Raw genomic sequence first — 18,586 nt, forward strand, 5'->3', positions numbered from 1 at the left:
CCACAAAACCCTGTGGGAGCTGGCTTGCCTGCTCCCACAGGGGATCTAGCGTTTGATCGATAAGCTACCGATCCTCTCGGGTATGCCACAGGCGCAATAGATAGACAGTGGAATCCACTATCTCGTAACGCATTTCGTAATGACCGATCTGAATCCTGCGCACATCCCTGGGCTCGAACTCTTCCAGGCGTTCGCCGATACGAGGGTTAGCGAGCAGCGTCATGGGCGCAGCGGTAAGTTGCTGCACCGTTCGTGCAGCGGCGGGTTGATTGACCAATGCTAGAAACTCATACAGTCGGGCGAGGTCGGAAAGCGCTTTGGCCGTCCACTTCAACTCCATCAGCGCGGCACCGGCAATGGCGCATCGCCGCTGAGGCTATCAGCCCAGGCCTGGACTGCCTGGTGGTCAATCACGCGGCCAGCGTCAACATCGGCCAAGGCCTCGCGGGTCAGACGACTACGCTCTTCTTCCTGTTCAATCCAGGCAGACAGCGCCTGCTTGACGATCCAGTTTCTGGAGCGTTCCAGACGCTCTGCCATCAAATCGACCTTTTGGGCCAGTTGCTCGGGCACGTGCGCGGTGACAGACCTGGTTTTAGAGGGGGTGGCCATGTGGGACGACTCCTGATTGGTAGAGTTCTCTGGTGGCTTTAAGTATGCGCCACGACGCAGCAATCTTAATCAAAGTTAATCATAGTGAGTAACTGTACAACATCAACCGCCCTTGCGCCTGCTTACTCCACTGGCAAAGTGTCGCTCCGTCGCTCCGCAGCCGCGACCGCGACCGCGACCGCAGCGGGCACCATCCAAGGGATGAGCAGTGATCAGCACTTGATCAACAGCGCCAAAACACTCGCCGACCGAGCGCTGGACTGCCTGCATAGCGCATAGCCCCTGTGGGAGCTGGCTTGCCTGCAATAGCGGTGGGTCATCCAGCAGATTTTTCGAATGACACACCACCATCGCAGGCAAGCCAGCTCCCACACAGGTAAACTCCCCTCCTTTTCATCTCTTCAACGGAGTTCGCCTTGCGTCTGTTTCACACCTCCGACTGGCACCTGGGCCAAAACCTCCACGGCCAGGAACGCGACTTCGAACACGCCTGTTTTCTCGAGTGGCTGCTGGGTCAACTGAAAGCCCATCTGCCGGATGTACTGCTCATCGCCGGGGATATCTTCGACACGGTCAACCCACCGCTCAAGGCCCAGGAGCGTCTGTATGACTTCATCATCAGCGCTCACGAACAGAACCCCAAGCTGACGATTGTGATGATCGCCGGCAACCATGACTCCGGCTCGCGTATCGAACTGCCCGCGCCGTTGATGCGCCGCCTGCGCACTCATGCGCTCGGCCGCGTGTTGTGGCTGGATGACGGCCAACTCGACGCCGAACGCCTGCTGATCCCCCTGCCGGACGCCAAAGGCAAGATCGCCGCCTGGTGCCTCGCGTTGCCGTTCCTGCGCCCGGCAGAAGTGACCGGTGCGCACTTGGGTGACGACTACCTGCGCGGTATCGGCCAGGTGCATGAATGGTTGATCGCCGCCGCTAACGCCAAGCGCAAAAAAGGCCAGGCGCTGATTGCTATCAGCCATGCGCACATGGCCGGTGGTTCGGTATCGGAAGACTCCGAGCGCAGCCTGATCATCGGCAATGCCGAGGCGTTGCCGGCCAGTCTGTTTGATCGAAGTGTCGCTTACGTCGCCCTCGGCCATTTGCACAAACCGCAGAAGGTCAATGGCGAGGAACGCATTCGCTATAGCGGCTCGCCGATTCCGCTGTCGTTTTCCGAAATCGGCTACAAGCACCAGATCCTCGACGTGACTTTCCAGGGCCAATGCCTGGTGAGTGTCGAGCCGCTGCTGATTCCGCGCTCGGTCGACCTGCAACGCCTGGACGCCGCGCCGCTGGCCGATATCCTCAAGGCCCTGGCCGAGTTGCCCGACGTCGACCTGCTGGCCGAAACCCAGCGCCACCCTTGGCTGGAAGTACGCGTACGCCTCGACGAGCCGCAACCCGACCTGCGCCAGCAGATCGAAAGCGCCCTGCAAGGCAAGGCCGTGCGCCTGGTGCGCATCGCCGCTGAATACGCAGGTAAAGGCAGCCGTGAAGATGAAGGCGACGACCGCCTGATCGAACTCGACCAGCTCACGCCCCAGGAACTGTTCAGCCGCGCCTGGCAGGACAGTTATGGCAGTGAAGTGGATGAACAGACTTTGAAGGACTTCGCCGTGCTGCTCCAGGAAGTGCAACAGGAGGATGAACAGCCATGAAGATCCTCGCTATCCGCTTGAAAAACCTGGCTTCATTGGCTGGCCCGTTTGAAATCGACTTTACCGCCGAGCCCCTGGCCAGTGCCGGATTGTTCGCGATTACCGGGCCGACCGGCGCCGGTAAAAGTACCCTGCTCGATGCCTTGTGCCTGGCGTTGTTTGGCGCCGTGCCGCGCCTGGGTAATTTGGGTAAAGAAGGAAAGATTCCAGAAGTCGACGCTGAGTTGGGCACAGATGATGCTCGAACCTTGTTACGTCGTGGAACGGGCAGCGGCTACGCCGAAGTAGATTTTGTGGGCTCTGACGGCCACAGATATCGCGCACGATGGGAAGCAAACAGAGCTAGAGATAAAGCAAGTGGGCGGTTACAAGCAGTACGACACAGCTTGTATGACCTTGATATTGATCAGTTGCTTGCCAGCCAGAAAAAAGAAGCTGAACAGCTAATCCAAGCAAAACTTGGATTGAACTTCGCCCAATTCACCCGCGCGGTGATGCTTGCTCAGAGTGAATTTAGCGCATTCCTAAAAGCTGACGACAAATCACGTAGCGATCTTCTTGAAAAGCTTACCAATACAGCTATCTACAGCCATCTCGGTCGAAGAGCTTTCACCAAAAGTAAGGCTGCTGAAAAGGTACATGATGATCTAAAGATCCAATCCAGCGGCGTAACTCCACTTTTGCCAGAGGCACGGGCCGAGCTGGATCAGCAGTTCGATGCCGCGCAAACCCAGCTCAAGACCCACCAAGCGCAACTAAAACAATTGGAGGCACAGCACAAATGGCTCCAAGAGCTGCGCGAATGGCAGGAACGCCAACTCGCCGCCACCGAACAACTGCAGCGTGCACAGGCCGAATGGGATAATCAGCGCCAGCAACGTGAAGACCTGGGCCGCCTGGACCAATTGGCGCCACAACGTCATCAGTTTGCGCGTCAGGCAGAAGTCAGCAACGTGCTTGCTCCGTTGGCCGCGCAGATTCAGTCGCATATCCAACAACAAGCCCAACTGCACACCCGCCAGGAGCAGGCCCAGCAGCAACAAGCCAGCGCACAAACTGCGTTGGCTGAAGCCCTGAAAAACCAAACTGATGCAGTGCCATTGCTGCGACAGGCGTTTGAAGAGCAAAGCACCCTCGCCCACTTGACCAAAGAGCTGGCCAAGCGCACCGAGGAAAAACAGCAGCACGAAAGCGCCTGCACCGAAGGCCAGGCCCAACTCACCGGGCTGCTGGAAAAACAGAGCCATGTCGCTGAACGCCTGCAACGCCTGGCGACCGAGCTTGAGCACAGCGCCGTCCTCGCGCCACTGAGCGACGCCTGGAGCGCCTACCGCGACCGTCTGCAACAGCTGATGCTGATCGGCAATCGCCTGAATAAGGGCCAGGCCGAACTGCCGCAATTGGAACAACGCGCGACCACCGCCGCCGAACAGTTCACTCAGCAACGCGAAGCCCTGGACCTGCTGTATCAGGAAGCCGGTGCCGAACCTCATGCCGTGGCCGAGCAGATCCAATTGCTGGCCAGCCTGCTGCAAGACAATCGCAAACAGCAACGCGCCTTCGAAGACCTGACGCGCCTGTGGGACAACCAGCAACAGTTGGACCAACACGCCGCCAGCCTGACGCAAAAGCTCACCGATGCCCAACAGCAACGCGAACAGCTGAACCAGACCGGCCTGCAAACCAAGGCCGAGCTGACCGTTGCCGAACAGACACTGAACGTGACCAAACAACTGCTGGAACGCCAGCGCCTGGCCCGCAGCGCCAGCGTCGAGGAGTTGCGCGAGCAGTTGCAGGACGACCAACCCTGCCCGGTGTGCGGCAGCCACGAACACCCGTACCACCAGCCCGAAGCGTTGCTGCAAAGCCTCGGTCGTCATGACGAAAACGAAGAAGCCACCGCGCAGAGAGCCGTGGACAGCCTCAAGGAAAAACTCACCGAGTTGCGCGGCGAAGTGGGCGGTTTGATCGCCCAACAGAAGGAATACCTGCAACAGCAGGAACACCTGGCGACGCAACAACAAGCACTCCAGCCAAGCCTGGATGCGCACCCGCTGGCCGCGTCGTTGCTCAACCAGGAAGCCGCCAAACGCAGCACTTGGCTTGAGCAGCAATTGGGCCAACTGAGCCAAAGCATCACTCAGGACGAACAACGCCAAAGCGCCCTGCTCAACCTGCAACAAAACGCCGGGCGCTTGCAGCAGCAACTGCAAGCGGCCCAGGAAGCCAGCCAGCAGGCCCGTCAATTGCTGGTCGATCAGCAACGCGAGCTGACCAGCGACCGTGAACGCCTCGACCAGGAAATGAGCGCCTTCGCCAGCCTGTTGCCCGCAGAAATCCTGGATGGTCTGCGCGCCGAGCCGGCTGCTACCTTCATGCAGCTGGACCAGCAAGTCAGTCAGCGCCTGGAACAGCTGGGTCACCAACGCGATGAGCTGGCCGAGCAACAAGAACACCAACAGGCGATCGAGAAGGCACAGACCCACCAGCAACATCGTCAGCATCAGCTTGATGCGCTGATTCAGCACGTCACCGAACTGACTGCCCAGCAACAGACGGCACAGGAAAAACTCAGCACGCTGCTCGGTGAACACACCAGTGCCGAACACTGGCAGCAACAGTTGGATCAGGCCGTGACCCAGTCACGCCAAAGCGAAACCGACGCCAACAAACACCTGCAAGAAATCCACAACGCCCTGATTCAACTGGCCGCCGACCTCAAGGCCCAGCAGGAGCGTGAACAGGCGTTGCTGGCCGAACAACAGGCCCTCGTCACGCGTATCAGCGAATGGCGCGCCTTGCATCCGGAACTCGATGACGCTGGCCTCACCCGCTTGCTGGCCTACGATGACGCTCAGGTCAGCCAATTGCGTCAACAGTTGCAGCACAGCGAAAAAGCCGTCGAACAGGCCAAGGTGTTGTTGCAAGAGCGCGAACAGCGCCTCGCCGATCACCAGGCCCTGCACAATGGCAACCTCGCAGCCGAGGAGCTGGACAGCACCTTGGCTACGCTCAATCAACAACTGGCCGAGAGCGAGAAACACTGCGCCGAATTGCGCGCGCGCCAATCCGAAGACCAGCGCCGCCATGACGCCAACCAGGCCTTTGCCGAGCAGATCGCCAAGGCCTATGACGAGTGGCAACGCTGGGCACGCCTGAACGCGCTTATCGGCTCGGCCACCGGCGACACTTTCCGCAAGATCGCCCAGGCCTACAACCTCGACCTGCTGGTGCACCACGCCAACGTGCAACTGCGCCAACTGGTACGGCGTTATCGCCTCAAGCGCGGCGGCAGCATGCTCGGCCTGTTGGTGATGGACACGGAAATGGGCGATGAACTGCGTTCGGTGCATTCATTGTCCGGCGGTGAAACCTTCCTGGTGTCCCTGGCGCTGGCCTTGGGCCTGGCGTCGATGGCGTCCAGCACATTGAAAATCGAATCGCTGTTTATCGATGAGGGCTTCGGCAGCCTCGACCCGGAATCCCTGCAATTGGCGATGGACGCGCTGGATGGCTTGCAGGCCCAGGGCCGTAAAGTGGCGGTGATCTCCCACGTACAGGAGATGCACGAACGCATTCCGGTGCAAATCCAGGTCAAGCGTCAGGGCAATGGCTTGAGCACGTTGGAGGTCAAGTGAGCGAGGCGCTGTTGTATTCGTTCCGGCGCTGCCCCTATGCGATGCGGGCGCGGCTGGCCCTGCGCTACTCGGGCGTACCGGTGCGCATCGTCGAGGTGAGCCTCAAGGCCAAGCCCGCAGAAATGCTGGCGCTGTCGCCCAAGGGCACGGTGCCAGTGCTGAACGTTGACGGGCAGGTGATTGAAGAAAGCCTGGAAATCATGCAGTGGGCCTTGGCGCAGAACGACCCGGATAACTGGTTGCTGCAAGGCGACCCGGCCGTATTCGCGTTGATTGCCGAGAACGACCAAGGCTTCAAGTATCACTTGAATCGATACAAGTACGCCGAGCGCTACCCGGAGCAGCCGATGGAGCATTATCGGGCCGGGGGTGAAGTGTTCCTGCAAAAGCTGGAAGCGTTATTGGCAGATCGGGATTACCTGATGGCCAACCACCTGACCCTGGCGGATGCTGCACTGGCGCCGTTTGTGCGTCAGTATGCCCATGTGGATCGAGTGTGGTTTGCCGGTACTCCGTACAAGCGGTTGCAGGCTTGGCTTGAGCGCTTTATGGACTCAGCGTTGTTCATCGCGGTGATGGCAAAACCCTGAATCCCGCGTCGCCTGCATCGCCCGCAACGCGCTTACTGCTGGGTTTTGTGATCCAGTGCGGCGTAGAAGTTGGCGCTTTGTTGCAGGTATTTCTGGGTGTAGGCGCTGGTGCTGGATTTTTTGCCGGAGACTTCCACGCTGGCCGCGGCTGGCAGGGCAACAGTGGCGGAAACAGCGGAAGCGGCGATGATGGAGAAGAGATTCAGATTCATGTCGGTAACCCTTGTGTTCGTTTGGTTGAGTGGCCGGGGAAGGCCTTGGAACCAAACTTACGCCCGAGGGCTAAGCCTTAGAAATGCTTTGAAACAGTAGCCGCTATTAATGGAATTAATAGAAAGGCTCAGGCCCCGCATGGCGGGGCCTGTGGCTTATTGACGCACCAGGAACTTGAGGTCGCTGGGCGCATCGATCGGCAATTTCTGCACGGTTTTACCCAGCAGGCCGGTTTTGGGATCGCGTTCGACCACCACGATTTCATTGCTTTTCTGATTGGCGATCAGCAAAAACTTGCCGCTCGGGTCCAGGCTGAACTCGCGCGGATGGTCACCTTCCACGGAACGGCGTTGCAGTTCCTTGAGGTGCGCGGTGGCGGGGTCGATGCTGAACACCAGCAGTTGATTGGCCGTGCCACGGTTGCTCAGGTACAGGAATTTGCCATCGCTGGAGGCGTGCAACGCGGCACCGGCCTTGTCGGCCACCGGTTGCCCGGCGGCGAAGTCCACCAACTGCGTCTGGGTCAGTTGGCCGTCCTTGTAGTCGAACACCGCCACCTGCGCGCTCATCTCGGTGGTCAGCCAGGCATGCTTGCCATCCGCACTGAACAGCAGATGGCGCGGACCGCTGCCAGGCGGCAATTGCACCGAGGCCGGGTTGGCCGGGGTCAACGGCAGCTCATGGTTGGCCTTAGGGTCGTAGTGGTAGGCAAACACCTTGTCCGCACCCAGGTCTTGCACAAACACGTACTTGCCATCCGGCGACGACACCACCGAATGCACGTGGTTGGACGCCTGGCGCTCAGGGTTGACGCGACTGGCCGGGTGCCCGCTCAGTTGCACCGGCGCCGACAGCTTGCCCGTGGCATCCACCGGCAGCGCCGCCAGGCTTCCGCCCGGATCTTCCAGCACCGAATAGTTGGCGACGAACAGGTAGCGTCCATCGGCAGCCACGCTGGAATGGGTCGGCTCATTGCCCAGGCTCTGCACCTGGTTGATCAACGTCAGCTGATGATTCTGCGGATCGATGCTGTAGCTGCTCACCCGCCCGACCGGGTCTTTCTGGCCTGGACCGTTCTCGTTGACCACAAACAGGTGCTTCTGGTCCTTGGAGATCGTCAGCCACGACGGATTGGCCGCCTTGGCCGCCAACACCGGCTGGCCTTGGAACTTGCCAGTGCGGCTGTCGAATTGCAGGCGATAGATGCCTTCGCTGCTGCCGGCGGTGTAGCTGCCGACCAACAGCTCATAGGTATCGGCCAACGCGGCTTGCACCGACATGGCACCAACACTGCCCGCCATCAGCAGGGGCCAGAATTTACGCATCATCATCCGCTTCATCCTCGTCGTTATTGTTGTCGCCCTTGATCGCGCTCAGGCAGACCAGACGATGTTCACCGTCGTCGTTGCGCAAGAGCCAGCTTTGCAGGCTGTCATCAAAGGTGGCGGCGTTCAGTTGTTCTGGACTGAACTTCCAACGCTTGAGTTCCCGGCCGTCCATGCTTTCGATCAGCAAGTGCTGGTCGAACGTGAAGTCGAAGGCGTGCAGCCCGTTGATGATCAGCATGTCGCTGTCGGTCAGGGCGGTGCTCAGGTTGGGTTGCGAATCGGTCATGATGTGAAGTCACTGCGGGGGAAAAGACACATGATAGGTCAATTCCCCCGCGGTGCCTTGCGGCAATGGTCTAATCGATCAATGTGCGAAGAGTGAATTGCCCTTCTGCCCCGCCAGTTTCTCCGGCTTGATCAGGAACCGCGCCAGCGCCGGCAACAGCCACAGCGCCCCGAACATGTTCCACAGCAGCATGAAGGTGAGCATCAGGCCCATGTCGGCCTGGAACTTGATCGCCGAGAAGATCCAGGTGCACACACCGATCGCCAGGCACAAACCCGTGAACAGCACGGCCTTGCCGGTGGACTTGAGTGTCTGGTAGTACGCCTCTTGTAGCGGCAAGCCGGCGCGCAGGAAGCTTTCCAGGCGGCTGTAGATGTAGATGCCGTAGTCCACGCCAATCCCCACGCCCAGCGCCACCACCGGCAAGGTTGCCACCTTGACGCCGATACCCATGAACGCCATCAACGCGTTGCCCAGCACCGAGGTCAGCACCAGTGGCAGCACGATGCACAGGGTTGCCGCCCAGGAGCGGAAGGTGATCATGCACATGGTCGCCACGCACAGGTACACCAGGATCAGGATGGTCAGTTCTGACTCCTTGATCACCTCGTTGGTGGCCGCCTCGATCCCGGCGTTACCGGCGGCGAGGATGAACTCCAGGCCGTCCTTGTTGTTCTCCTTGGCGAAGTCCTGCACGGCATGCACCGCGCGATCGAGGGTTTCGGCCTTGTGGTCGTTGAGGAACACCAGCACCGGCGCCAGGGAGCAGTTATTGTTGTACAAGCCATCGGCACGGGCGATGGAGTTGTTCAGCACATCCGGGTTACGCGACAGGGTTTCCCATTTCAGGTTGCCCTCGTTCATGCCCTTGATCATTTGCTTAGACACGGTCACCAGCGAGATCGCCGACTGCACGCCCTCGGTGTTCTGCATCTTCCACATCAACTGGTCGATGGGCGCCATGGCTTCATAGCGCGAGCAGCCTTCGGCCTTGGTCTTGACCATCACCACCAGCACGTCGGAACTGGTGGAGTAGTTGCTGATGATGAAGTTGTTGTCTTTGTTGTAGCGCGAGTCCGGGCGCAGTTCCGGCGCGCCTTGGTCGAGGTCGCCGATCTTGAGGTTCTGGCTGTACCAGAGACCACCCCCAAAGGCGATCAGGGCCAGGAAGATCGAGACCGGTGCGACTTTCGGGCTGGCGAATTTCGACAGCATGCGCCAGAACGGGTGTTCGCGGTTCGCGTCTTTCTTGCTCTTGGCGATGGCGCGCTTGCTGATGCCGACGTAGGAAATCGCCACCGGCAGCAGGATCAGGTTAGTGAACACGATCACCGCCACGCCGATAGAGGCGCCGATGGCCAGTTCACGGATCACGCCGATGTCGATGATCAGCAGCGTGATGAAGCCCACCGCGTCAGCGAGGATCGCGATCATTCCCGGCAGGAACAGTTGGCGGAAGGTGCGGCGTGCAGCGGTCAGGGCGTTGTCCGCCTCGCTGGATTGCAGGGCGATACCGTTGATCTTCTGCACGCCGTGGGAAATACCAATGGCGAAGATCAGGAACGGCACCAGCATCGAGTAGGGATCCAGCCCGAAACCGGCGGCATGCATCAGGCCCAGTTGCCAGACCACCGCCACCAGAGTGGTGCTCAACACCGCAATGGTGCTGCGCAGACAGTTGGTGAACCACAGCAGCAGGACCAGGGTAATACCGAACGCCACGCCGAAGAACAGCACCACCATGATCAGGCCATCGATCAGGTCACCGACTTTCTTGGCGAAGCCGACGATGTGGATCTGGACGTTGGGGTTCTGCTCCTGGAATTTGGTGCGGATCTTGTCTTCGAGTTCATGGGAGAACTTGCGGTAGTCGAGGGCCAGCAACTTGCCCTGATCCTGCGGGTCCGGGTAGGACTCCAGCAGCGGGATGTCGACGATGCTCGATTTGAAATCGTTGGCCACCAGGCGCCCGACCTGGCCGGACTTGAGCACGTTGTTGCGCAACTGATCGAGGCTTTCCGGCGAGCCGTTGTAGCTCTGCGGGATCACTTCACCGCCGGCAAAGCCTTCTTCGGTCACTTCGGTCCAGCGTACGCTGGGACTCCACAGCGACTTGAGGCCCGAGCGGTCGACGCCGGAGATGTAGAACACTTCGTCGTTGATCTGACGCAGGGTCTCCATGTACTCCTTGGTGAAGATGTCACCGTCCTTGGCCTCCACCGAGATGCGCACCGTGTTGCCCAGGTTCGCCAGGTCATTGCGGTGCTCCATCATTTTCTCGATGAAGGGGTGCTTGAGCGGGATCATCTTTTCAAAGCTGGTGGACGGGCGAATCAAGGTCGCCTGCCAGAACAGGAAAATGCTCACCAGCAGGCAGATCACGATCACTGCCGGGCGGTTGTTGAAGATCAGGCGCTCAAGAAAGGTCGCTTTATCGTTGTGATGACTGCTCATTCTTTCCCCGCCTTCTTATTGTTTTGTAGGTTCGGCGCCATCGGCTTTAGCGACGCGAACGCCCCCCTGCCCGGCCAGAATCAAGTTGCCATTACCCGCCGCCGTGACGGACGACAGGGAAATCCGATCCGGACGGTTGAACACGCTGAAGGTCACGCCGTCGTCATGGCTGACCACTACGCTGCCGCCGTTGCCGACCACGACAATCGAGCCGTCCTCCAGCAAGGTCGCGCCGGACAAACCAAACTCCAGCGCTCCCCGCGCAGCGTTCAGTTCGACGGGCTCCCAGGTGCTGCCGAAATCCGTGGAACGGTACAGGTTGCCGCGCAAGCCATAGGCCAGCAGGGTTTGCGGCTGGGCGGTGCCGATCACGCCAAACAGCGAGCCCTCGTAGGGGCCTTCGAGTTTCTCCCAGGTCTGGCCGTCGTCGCTGGAGCGGAACATGCTGCCCTGCTCGCCGACGATGAACAGCCCGGCGTCCTTGATATGGGCGATGGCGTTGAGGTGATACTGGTCTTCGTTGTCGAGGCGGTCGCTGACGTCTTGCCAGGTCTTGCCGCCGTCGGTGGTTTCGATCAGCGCACCGTAGGCGCCGACCGCCAGGCCGTGATTGGCATCGTTGAACCACACGTCGAGCAGCGGGGCTTCGCGTTTAAGATCCTGGTACTGCTGGGTCCAGGTGGCGCCGGCGTCGGAACTGGCAAGAATCTGCGCGTCGTGGCCCACCGCCCAGCCTTGCTTGTCATCGACGAAAAACACCGCCGTGAGCAACTGTCGGGTGGGGACTTTGGCTTGGGTCCAGGTGCTGCCCTGGTCATCGGAATAGAGGATGTGCCCGCGATCACCGACCGCCACCAGGCGTTTGCCCGCGTGGACTACATCGATCATCAGGCCTTTGGCGGCCTTGGGGGATTCAATCGCAAACGAGGTATCGCTGGCGGCCTGGACGGCTGCCGGTAACGCGACAGCGCCAAACAGCGAGAGCGCTGCGGCCAGCATCGCAACCCTGCGTGCGGCGCGTGGGCGGCAGACAACCCAACCCATGACAGGCTCACTCATAGACCTTTCTCCCATTTATTATTGTTATCGCTGCCTTCCGGGGCCTTGAAACCTGCAATCTAGAGCGCCTGGAGGAAGCAGGGGCCATCCTATCGGGCTTTCGAATCGTCTGACAATCGGCGCTACGTTATCTTTTGTTAACTGAGCCCCTTTCGTCAGCGCCTGAATATAGCTGCATTCGCGGGGCTGATTGCCGCAGCATCAATGAATTTTTATTCCATCTATTGAAATATGGGAATATTTATTCCATTAATAGCCTTCCTGAAAACAATAATCCAAAGGACCACGGCGATGCGTGAACTCGGAATCGGCTTGATCGGCACAGGCTTTATGGGGCGCGCCCACGCCCTGGCCTTCAATAACGCCCGCGCGGTATTCGAACTGCCGGTACACCTCAAGCTGGCGGCACTGGCCGACGCCGACACCGAGCGCGCACAACGCTGCGCCAAGGACTGGGGATTTGCCCAGGCCCATAGCGATTGGCAGGCGTTGATCAATGACCCCAACGTCGACGTAGTGGCCATCACCACGCCCAACCATTTGCACTACCCCATGGCCATGGCGGCCATCGCGGCGGGCAAGGCGGTGTACTGTGAAAAACCCCTGGCCGTGAGCCTGGAACAAGCCGATGCCATGCGCCGCGCCGCCAGTACTGCGGGCGTGGTGACGCGGGTGGGCTACAACTACCAGCACAACCCGATGATCACGCTGGCGCGGCAGATGATTGCCAGCGGCGAGTTGGGCGAGATCATCAGCTTCCAGGGCGAGTTCAGCGAAGATTTCATGGCCGACCCGGCCTCACCATGGTCATGGCGCTGCGAAGTCGAGCATGCCGGCGGCGCCCTGGCGGACCTGGGCAGCCACTTGCTGTCGATGGCGCGTTATCTGGTAGGCGACGTGGTGAGTGTGTGTGCCGACACCCAGACCGTCCACGCCCGACGACCTGTCGTCAAAGGCAGTGCGCAGTTGAAACCCATCGCGGTGGATGACCAGGTGCACGCCCTGCTGCGCTTCGCCAATGGCGCGCGTGGAACGGTGAGCAGCAGTTGGCTCAAGCAGGGGTACAAAAACCACCTGAGCTTCGAAATCAGCGGGACCCGTGGCACCTTGGCATTCGATCAGGAGCGCTTGAATGAATTACAGGTGTGTCGCGTCGGCCAGGACGGTTTCCAGCGTTTGCTCGCAGGCCCTGCCCTGCCCGGTTATGCGGCGTTCAGCCCGGCGGCGGGGCATCAGTTGGGCTACAACGAGTTGAAGACGCTGGAAGTTCAGGAGTTGATTCTGGCGTTGGCGGGTCAAGGTGCGGATGGCACTGACTTTGAGGCAGCGTGGGAAGTTGAGCGGTTGGCGACGGCGATTCGCGTGGCGGCCAAAGAAGAACGCTGGGTACACGTCGAAGAGGTTTAACAGCCCCGAAACTTGTGGTGAGCGAGCTTGCCTCGCGCGGGGCAAGCCCGCTCACCACAAAAAGCAAAGTCTAGCGCAGTGCTCGGCGCAGGACTTTGCCCACGGTGGTCTTTGGCAGCTCAGTAGTGCGGAACTCCACGTACTTCGGCACCTTGTACCCCGTCAGGTACTCCCGGCAATGCGCAAGAATCTGCTCCTGGGTCAGGTTCGGGTCCTTGCGCACCACGATGATCTTGACCTTCTCCCCGGTCACGCCATCTTCCACGCCAATCGCCGCCACTTCAGCCACACCAGGGTGCAGCGCCACCACGTCCTCGATTTCATTGGGGTACACGTTGAAGCCGGAGACCAGGATCATGTCCTTTTTCCGGTCTACCAGGCGGATAAAGCCGCGCGCGTCCATCACGCCGATATCCCCGGTCGACAACCACCCTTCGGCATCCAGCACCTCGGCAGTGGCCTCCGGACGTTTCCAATAGCCTTGCATCACTTGCGGCCCGCGCACTTGCAGCTCGCCCTGCTCGCCAACCTCAGCCAACTCACCGTTTTCGCGGATAAACCGCACCCAGGTAGAGGGCAATGGCACGCCGATGCTGCCGGTGAATTCCATCTCGCGCATGCGCGCAATGTTGATCGGGCTGATGCTCACCACCGGCGAACATTCGGTGAGGCCGTAGCCTTCGATGATCGGCAGCCCGGTGACTTCCTTCCAGCGCTTGGCCACCGCCGTGTGCGTGGCCATGCCGCCCGCGATCACCATGCGCAGGTCGGAAAAGTCACGTGCGCAGAATTCCTTGTTCTCGAGCAGGCCGTTAAACAAGGTGTTGACCCCGGCAATCCCGTTGAAGCGCTCCTTGCGCAGGATCATCTGCACGCGCTTCACGTCCCGTGGGTTGGCGATCAGGATGTTGCGCCCGCCCAGGCACATGAACATCAGGCAATTCACCGTCAGGGAAAAGATGTGGTACAGCGGCAACAAGGTGACGTTGGTTTCCTGCTTGTCCTGGTCCAGTTGGTCGCCAACCCAGGCCTTGGCTTGCAGCAGGTTGGCGATGATATTGCGGTGACTGAGCATCACGCCCTTCGCGTCGCCGGTGGTACCGCCGGTGTATTGCAGGAAGGCCAAGTCGTCGAGGTGCATCTCCACCGGGAAATGAGTGAGCGCCCGCCCCTGTTTCAGCACCTGGTTGAAGCGTAGCGCGCCGTGCAGGTTGAACGCCGGCACCTGCTTTTGCACGCGGCGCAGGATGAAGTTCATCGCTGCCCCTTTGAACGTGCCGAGCAAATCGCCGATGGCCGCGATCACCACACGCTTGACGCTGCTGCCGGTGATGACTTTTTCCAGGGTGTGGGCGAAGTTCTCGAAGATCACCACGGTTTCCGCGCCGCTGTCCTTGAGCAGGTGCTTGAGTTCATGGGAGGTGTACAGCGGGTTGACGTTGACCACCACCGCGCCGGTCAGGATCGTGCCCAACAGGCAAATCGGATACTGCAAGCAGTTGGGCATCATCAGCGCCACACGATCGCCTTTCTTGACGCCTTGTCCCTGCAGCCAGGCGGCGAAGGCATAGCCTTGCACCTGCCAGTCGGCGTAGGTCATTTCGGTGCCGATGCTGACGTACGCCACTCGCTCGCGAAATTTTTCCAGGTGCTCCAGGAACACCTCGCGCAGTGACGGGTATTCCTCGATAGCGGCGTCGATATCCGCCGGGACGCCGGGAAGGTAAGCGTTCAACCAGATCCGTTCGGTGTGTTCCAGGCTTACAGCGTTCATGGCAGTCTCCTTGTTGTTGTTTTTGATAGAGCTACTTTTCGACGATGGCGGTAATGCCCAGCCCGCCCGCCGCGCAGATGGAAATCAGGCCGCGCCCGCCGCCGTTCTCATGGATGATCTTAGCCAGCGCCGCCAATTGCCGGCCTCCTGTGGCAGCAAAGGGATGGCCACAGCCCAGTGAACCACCGTTGACGTTCATCTTCGCGCGATCGATGGTGCCCAGAGGCGCTTCCAAGCCTAGGCGCTCGCGGCAATAATCGGGGTCTTCCCAGGCCTTGAGCGTGCACAACACCTGAGCCGCAAAAGCTTCATGGATCTCGAAGAAGTCGAAGTCATCGAAGCTCAGCCCTTCGCGCTTGAGCATGCGCGGCACCGCATAGGCCGGAGCCATCAGCAGGCCCTCGGTGCCGTCGACGAAATTCACCGCCGCCGTTTCGCCGGTACGCAGGTAGGCCAGCACCGGCCAGCCGTTGGCAACCGCCCACTCTTCACTGGCCAGCAGCACCACCGAGGCGCCGTCGGTCAGGGGCGTGGAGTTGCCGGCTGTGAGGGTGCCGTTCTGGCGGTCGTAGGCTGGAGATAGGCCAGCGAGCTTTTCCAGGCTGGCATCGGCGCGCAGGTTGTTGTCCCTGGCCAGGCCGCGATGGGGGCTGATCAAGTCGTCGAAGAAGCCGCGCTTGTAGGCCGCATCCAGGCGCTTATGGCTGGTGAGGGTCAACTCATCCTGGGCCAGGCGCTTGATCTGCCAGCGCTTGGCCATTTCTTCGCAGTGTTCGCCCATGGACAGGCCAGTGCGCGGCTCGCCGTTGCGCGGTAACAGTGGTTTGAAGAACATTGAGGGCCGGACCTTGAGCAACGTCTTCAACTTGTCGCCCATGCCCTTGGCACGATTGGCTGCGAGCAACGTGTGACGCAAGGACTCATTGATACCGATGGGCGCGTCAGAGGTGGTGTCGGACCCGCCCGCAATGCCCACCTCGATCTGCCCCAGGGCAATCTTGTTCGCCACCAGCAAGGCGGCTTCCAGCCCGGTGCCGCAGGCTTGTTGCACATCGTAGGCCGGCGTATCCGGCGACAAGGTGGTGGACAGCAACGACTCACGGGCCAGGTTGAAATCCCGCGAGTGCTTGATCACCGCCCCGGCGGCAAACTCACCGAGGCGTTGGCCGTGCAGGTTGTAGCGGTCGACCAGACCTTGCAGCGCGGCGACCAGCAGGTCCTGGTTGCTGTCGTGGGCGTACACCGTGTTGGAGCGAGCAAACGGGATGCGGTTGCCGCCGATGATCGCGACGCGGCGGACCGGGGCCGGGTTGAAGCTGTAGTCACTCATTCCAGGTTCTCTTTCCAGATGAAAAGGCCACGCATATGGGGTTTGTCGCCGGCGAAATTGCGCACTTCGAACTCGCGGCGCGGGCTGGTCACCGGATGACTCCACAGCGCGACCTGGCCGGGCAGGAAGATCGGCAGCTTGAAGTCACAATGGGCCTCGGCCTGGTCCAGGCGACCGGGCGGTTGCTGGGCGGCGAGCGCACGGCTCAGGGTCCACATGCCATGGGCAATAGCACGGCGAAAGCCGAACAGCTTGGCGCCGATCACCGAGGTGTGAATCGGGTTGAAATCCCCTGACACCTTGGCAAAACGCCGGCCCAGATCGGCGGGCAACACCCAGCGCTGGGTGCGCAGCAAGCCCGCCTCCTGCAAGGGCAACACGTCACCCCACGGTTCGCCAACCGGGTCCTTGACGTCCCGGCGCAGGTACAGGCTGTCGCTTTCCCACACCAGTGTGTCGGCACCGTAGGCACGGGTGGCGATGCTCAGCGCCTGGCCCTTGGGATGGGCGACCCAGCGCTCGCAATACACCTCAATGCGCAACGCCTGGTCTTCGTGCAAGCGCTGGTGCTGACGGATGCGATTGGCCAGGTGCACCATACCGCTGGCCGGGTACGGAAAGCTGGGGCGAGTCAGCAGCATCAAGTGCAAAGGGAACGCCAGCACATGGGGATAGGACAGCGGCACCCCCTGCTCGCGGCGAAAACCACAGGCACGACCATAGGCGGCGATGTCGGCGGCAGACAACGCCACTGCCGAACGCACCAGGCGTTCCGTGGGCAGTACAGGCGCACCGTCAAGCTTGGGCTTGCGCAAGGCGCGCACGCCGTCCAGCAGCAAGCGGGTGCGTGAAGGCGGCGGATCAATGATCTGCGTCACGTAGTCCATGGCTCAGGCTCCCAGCAGGCTTTGGCCGCACACCCGTACGACTTGGCCGTTGACCCCGCCGGACGCCGGATGCGCCAGCCAGGCGATAGTTTCGGCCACGTCGATCGGCTGCCCGCCCTGGGACAGCGAATTCATGCGCCGCCCAGCCTCACGGATCATCAGCGGGATCTTGGCGGTCATCTGGGTTTCGATAAACCCCGGCGCCACCGCATTCACCGTCACTTGCTGTGCCGATGCACGCGGTGCCAGGCCCTGCACCAGGCCGATCACACCGGCCTTTGAGGTGGCGTAATTGCTTTGTCCGAGGTTGCCGGCGATGCCGGAAATCGACGAGACACAGACAATTCGTCCTCCAGGATTCAGGCCTTGGCTATCCAATAACGCATTGCTGAGCTGCAAAGGCGCTTCGAGGTTCACCGCCAGTACGCTGCGCCACGCGGCCTCGGTCATTTTGGCGATGGTTTTGTCACGGGTGATCCCGGCGTTGTGCACCACCACGTCAAAGGCGCCGTAGTGGCTGACATGGGCCTGTAGCAGTGCGGCTGCGTCCGTCGCGGTGATGTCCAGGGGCAGCGCCGAACCGCCGACGCTGTCCGCCGCCTGTTGCAACGCCGCCTGGGCCTGGGGCACATCCACGCACACTACGTGCGCGCCGTCCCGCGCTAATACCTGGGCAATCGCCAGGCCGATGCCACGGGAGGCGCCGGTGACCAGGGCACGACGTCCGGCGAAGGGTTTGTCCCAATTGACCGTGACTGGGCCGTCCACGGTTTTTTCCAGGCGCACCACCTGCCCCGACACATAGGCCGAACGGCGCGACAGGAAGAAACGCAAGCTGCTGTCCAGCGCGTCTTCAGCTCCCGGCGCCACGTAGATCAACTGCACAGTGATCGCCCGACGCAGCTCCTTGGCCAGCGAGCGCACCAAGCCTTCAAGGGCGCGTTGGGCGATGGCCTGGGGTAAATCCTGGCAATGTTCCGGCGCGGTGCCGAGCACCACCACGCGGCCGTGGTGGCCAAGGCGCTTGGCGTTGGCGTGGAAGAACACATACAGCTCGTCCAACTGTTGCAGGTCGGCCACGGCGCTGGCGTCAAATACGGCGCCCTGCACTTTCACCGTAGACGGCGCCTTGAGCGTGGCCGGGATGGCACTGACGGTGTCCGTTGCCGCGAAGATCCGCTGCACCTCGTCGGCCAGGCGCCCTGCCCCGGCGACGATCACCGGGTTGACCAAGCCCTGCTGGCCGCGGCGGTAGCGTTGCAATGGCAAGGGTTGCGGCAAGCCGATGGCCTGGGCCAGGCGACGGCCCCAGGCGGAATTGACGAAAGAAAGGTAGCTGTCGCTCATAGA

Annotated in this window: 15 protein-coding genes; 4 read left to right on the top strand and 11 right to left on the bottom strand. The window is 60.9% G+C overall.

Annotated features, from left to right (window positions below):
• Positions 1–64: 64 nt before the first annotated feature.
• Both U367_RS0108040 and U367_RS0108045 read right to left on the bottom strand, forming a co-directional pair.
• On the bottom strand, positions 65–340 hold the full coding sequence (locus U367_RS0108040; protein ID WP_028616476.1) for a type II toxin-antitoxin system RelE/ParE family toxin: 276 nt from the start codon (positions 338–340) through the stop codon (positions 65–67).
• On the bottom strand, positions 340–612 hold the full coding sequence (locus tag U367_RS0108045; RefSeq protein ID WP_028616477.1) for a CopG family ribbon-helix-helix protein: 273 nt from the start codon (positions 610–612) through the stop codon (positions 340–342). The genes U367_RS0108040 and U367_RS0108045 overlap by 1 nt, the downstream gene beginning before the upstream one ends.
• 416 nt (positions 613–1,028) lie before the next feature.
• Here U367_RS0108045 and U367_RS0108050 point away from each other — a divergent pair, with 416 nt between their 5' ends.
• From U367_RS0108050 to U367_RS0108060, 3 genes are read left to right on the top strand one after another with little or no spacing between them, the layout of a single operon-like run.
• Positions 1,029–2,270 carry an exonuclease SbcCD subunit D C-terminal domain-containing protein gene (locus U367_RS0108050; RefSeq protein WP_028616478.1) on the top strand — a complete coding sequence of 414 codons (1,242 nt, stop codon included), beginning with the start codon at positions 1,029–1,031 and terminating at the stop codon, positions 2,268–2,270.
• Complete coding sequence (locus tag U367_RS0108055; RefSeq protein ID WP_028616479.1) at positions 2,267–5,908, top strand: AAA family ATPase; 3,642 nt, start codon at positions 2,267–2,269, stop codon at positions 5,906–5,908. Before U367_RS0108050 ends, U367_RS0108055 begins: the two co-directional genes overlap by 4 nt.
• Complete coding sequence (locus U367_RS0108060; protein WP_028616480.1) at positions 5,905–6,498, top strand: glutathione S-transferase; 594 nt, start codon at positions 5,905–5,907, stop codon at positions 6,496–6,498. The genes U367_RS0108055 and U367_RS0108060 overlap by 4 nt, the downstream gene beginning before the upstream one ends.
• A 32-nt stretch (positions 6,499–6,530) precedes the next feature.
• Here U367_RS0108060 and U367_RS0108065 read toward each other — a convergent pair whose 3' ends face one another.
• The 5 genes from U367_RS0108065 to U367_RS0108085 all read right to left on the bottom strand — a co-directional run bounded on the left by U367_RS0108065 (position 6,531) and on the right by U367_RS0108085 (position 11,823).
• A complete protein-coding gene (locus tag U367_RS0108065; protein WP_016980181.1) occupies positions 6,531–6,710 on the bottom strand; it encodes a hypothetical protein in 180 nt (59 codons plus the stop codon).
• 156 nt (positions 6,711–6,866) lie between these two features.
• Positions 6,867–8,042 (bottom strand): lactonase family protein, encoded by a 1,176-nt coding sequence (locus U367_RS0108070; protein WP_028616481.1) that lies wholly within the window; start codon positions 8,040–8,042, stop codon positions 6,867–6,869.
• Positions 8,029–8,325 carry a DUF5629 family protein gene (locus tag U367_RS0108075; protein WP_016980183.1) on the bottom strand — a complete coding sequence of 99 codons (297 nt, stop codon included), beginning with the start codon at positions 8,323–8,325 and terminating at the stop codon, positions 8,029–8,031. The genes U367_RS0108070 and U367_RS0108075 overlap by 14 nt, the downstream gene beginning before the upstream one ends.
• A 78-nt stretch (positions 8,326–8,403) precedes the next feature.
• Positions 8,404–10,779, bottom strand: a complete 2,376-nt coding sequence (locus U367_RS0108080; protein WP_028616482.1) for an efflux RND transporter permease subunit — start codon at positions 10,777–10,779, stop codon at positions 8,404–8,406.
• A gap of 15 nt (positions 10,780–10,794) precedes the next feature.
• On the bottom strand, positions 10,795–11,823 hold the full coding sequence (locus U367_RS0108085; RefSeq protein WP_028616483.1) for a WD40/YVTN/BNR-like repeat-containing protein: 1,029 nt from the start codon (positions 11,821–11,823) through the stop codon (positions 10,795–10,797).
• A 306-nt stretch (positions 11,824–12,129) separates the two neighbouring features.
• Between U367_RS0108085 and U367_RS0108090 the strand changes: the two genes are divergently transcribed.
• Complete coding sequence (locus tag U367_RS0108090) at positions 12,130–13,245, top strand: Gfo/Idh/MocA family protein (protein WP_028616484.1); 1,116 nt, start codon at positions 12,130–12,132, stop codon at positions 13,243–13,245.
• A gap of 70 nt (positions 13,246–13,315) precedes the next feature.
• Here U367_RS0108090 and U367_RS0108095 read toward each other — a convergent pair whose 3' ends face one another.
• Genes U367_RS0108095 through U367_RS0108110 form a run of 4 tightly spaced genes read right to left on the bottom strand, consistent with a single transcriptional unit; the run spans position 13,316 to position 18,583 of the window.
• Complete coding sequence (locus U367_RS0108095) at positions 13,316–15,019, bottom strand: AMP-binding protein (protein ID WP_028616485.1); 1,704 nt, start codon at positions 15,017–15,019, stop codon at positions 13,316–13,318.
• 31 nt (positions 15,020–15,050) lie between these two features.
• Positions 15,051–16,349 (bottom strand): acetyl-CoA C-acetyltransferase, encoded by a 1,299-nt coding sequence (locus U367_RS0108100; protein ID WP_028616486.1) that lies wholly within the window; start codon positions 16,347–16,349, stop codon positions 15,051–15,053.
• Entirely contained in the window at positions 16,346–17,236 is an 891-nt protein-coding gene (locus U367_RS0108105; RefSeq protein ID WP_028616487.1) for a MaoC/PaaZ C-terminal domain-containing protein, read from the bottom strand. The genes U367_RS0108100 and U367_RS0108105 overlap by 4 nt, the downstream gene beginning before the upstream one ends.
• Positions 17,237–17,239: 3 nt before the next feature.
• Positions 17,240–18,583, bottom strand: a complete 1,344-nt coding sequence (locus U367_RS0108110) for a 3-oxoacyl-ACP reductase (protein ID WP_028616488.1) — start codon at positions 18,581–18,583, stop codon at positions 17,240–17,242.
• Positions 18,584–18,586 lie beyond the last annotated feature (3 nt).

The organism is Pseudomonas canadensis (assembly GCF_000503215.1).
Classification (GTDB): Bacteria; Pseudomonadota; Gammaproteobacteria; order Pseudomonadales; family Pseudomonadaceae; genus Aquipseudomonas; species Aquipseudomonas canadensis.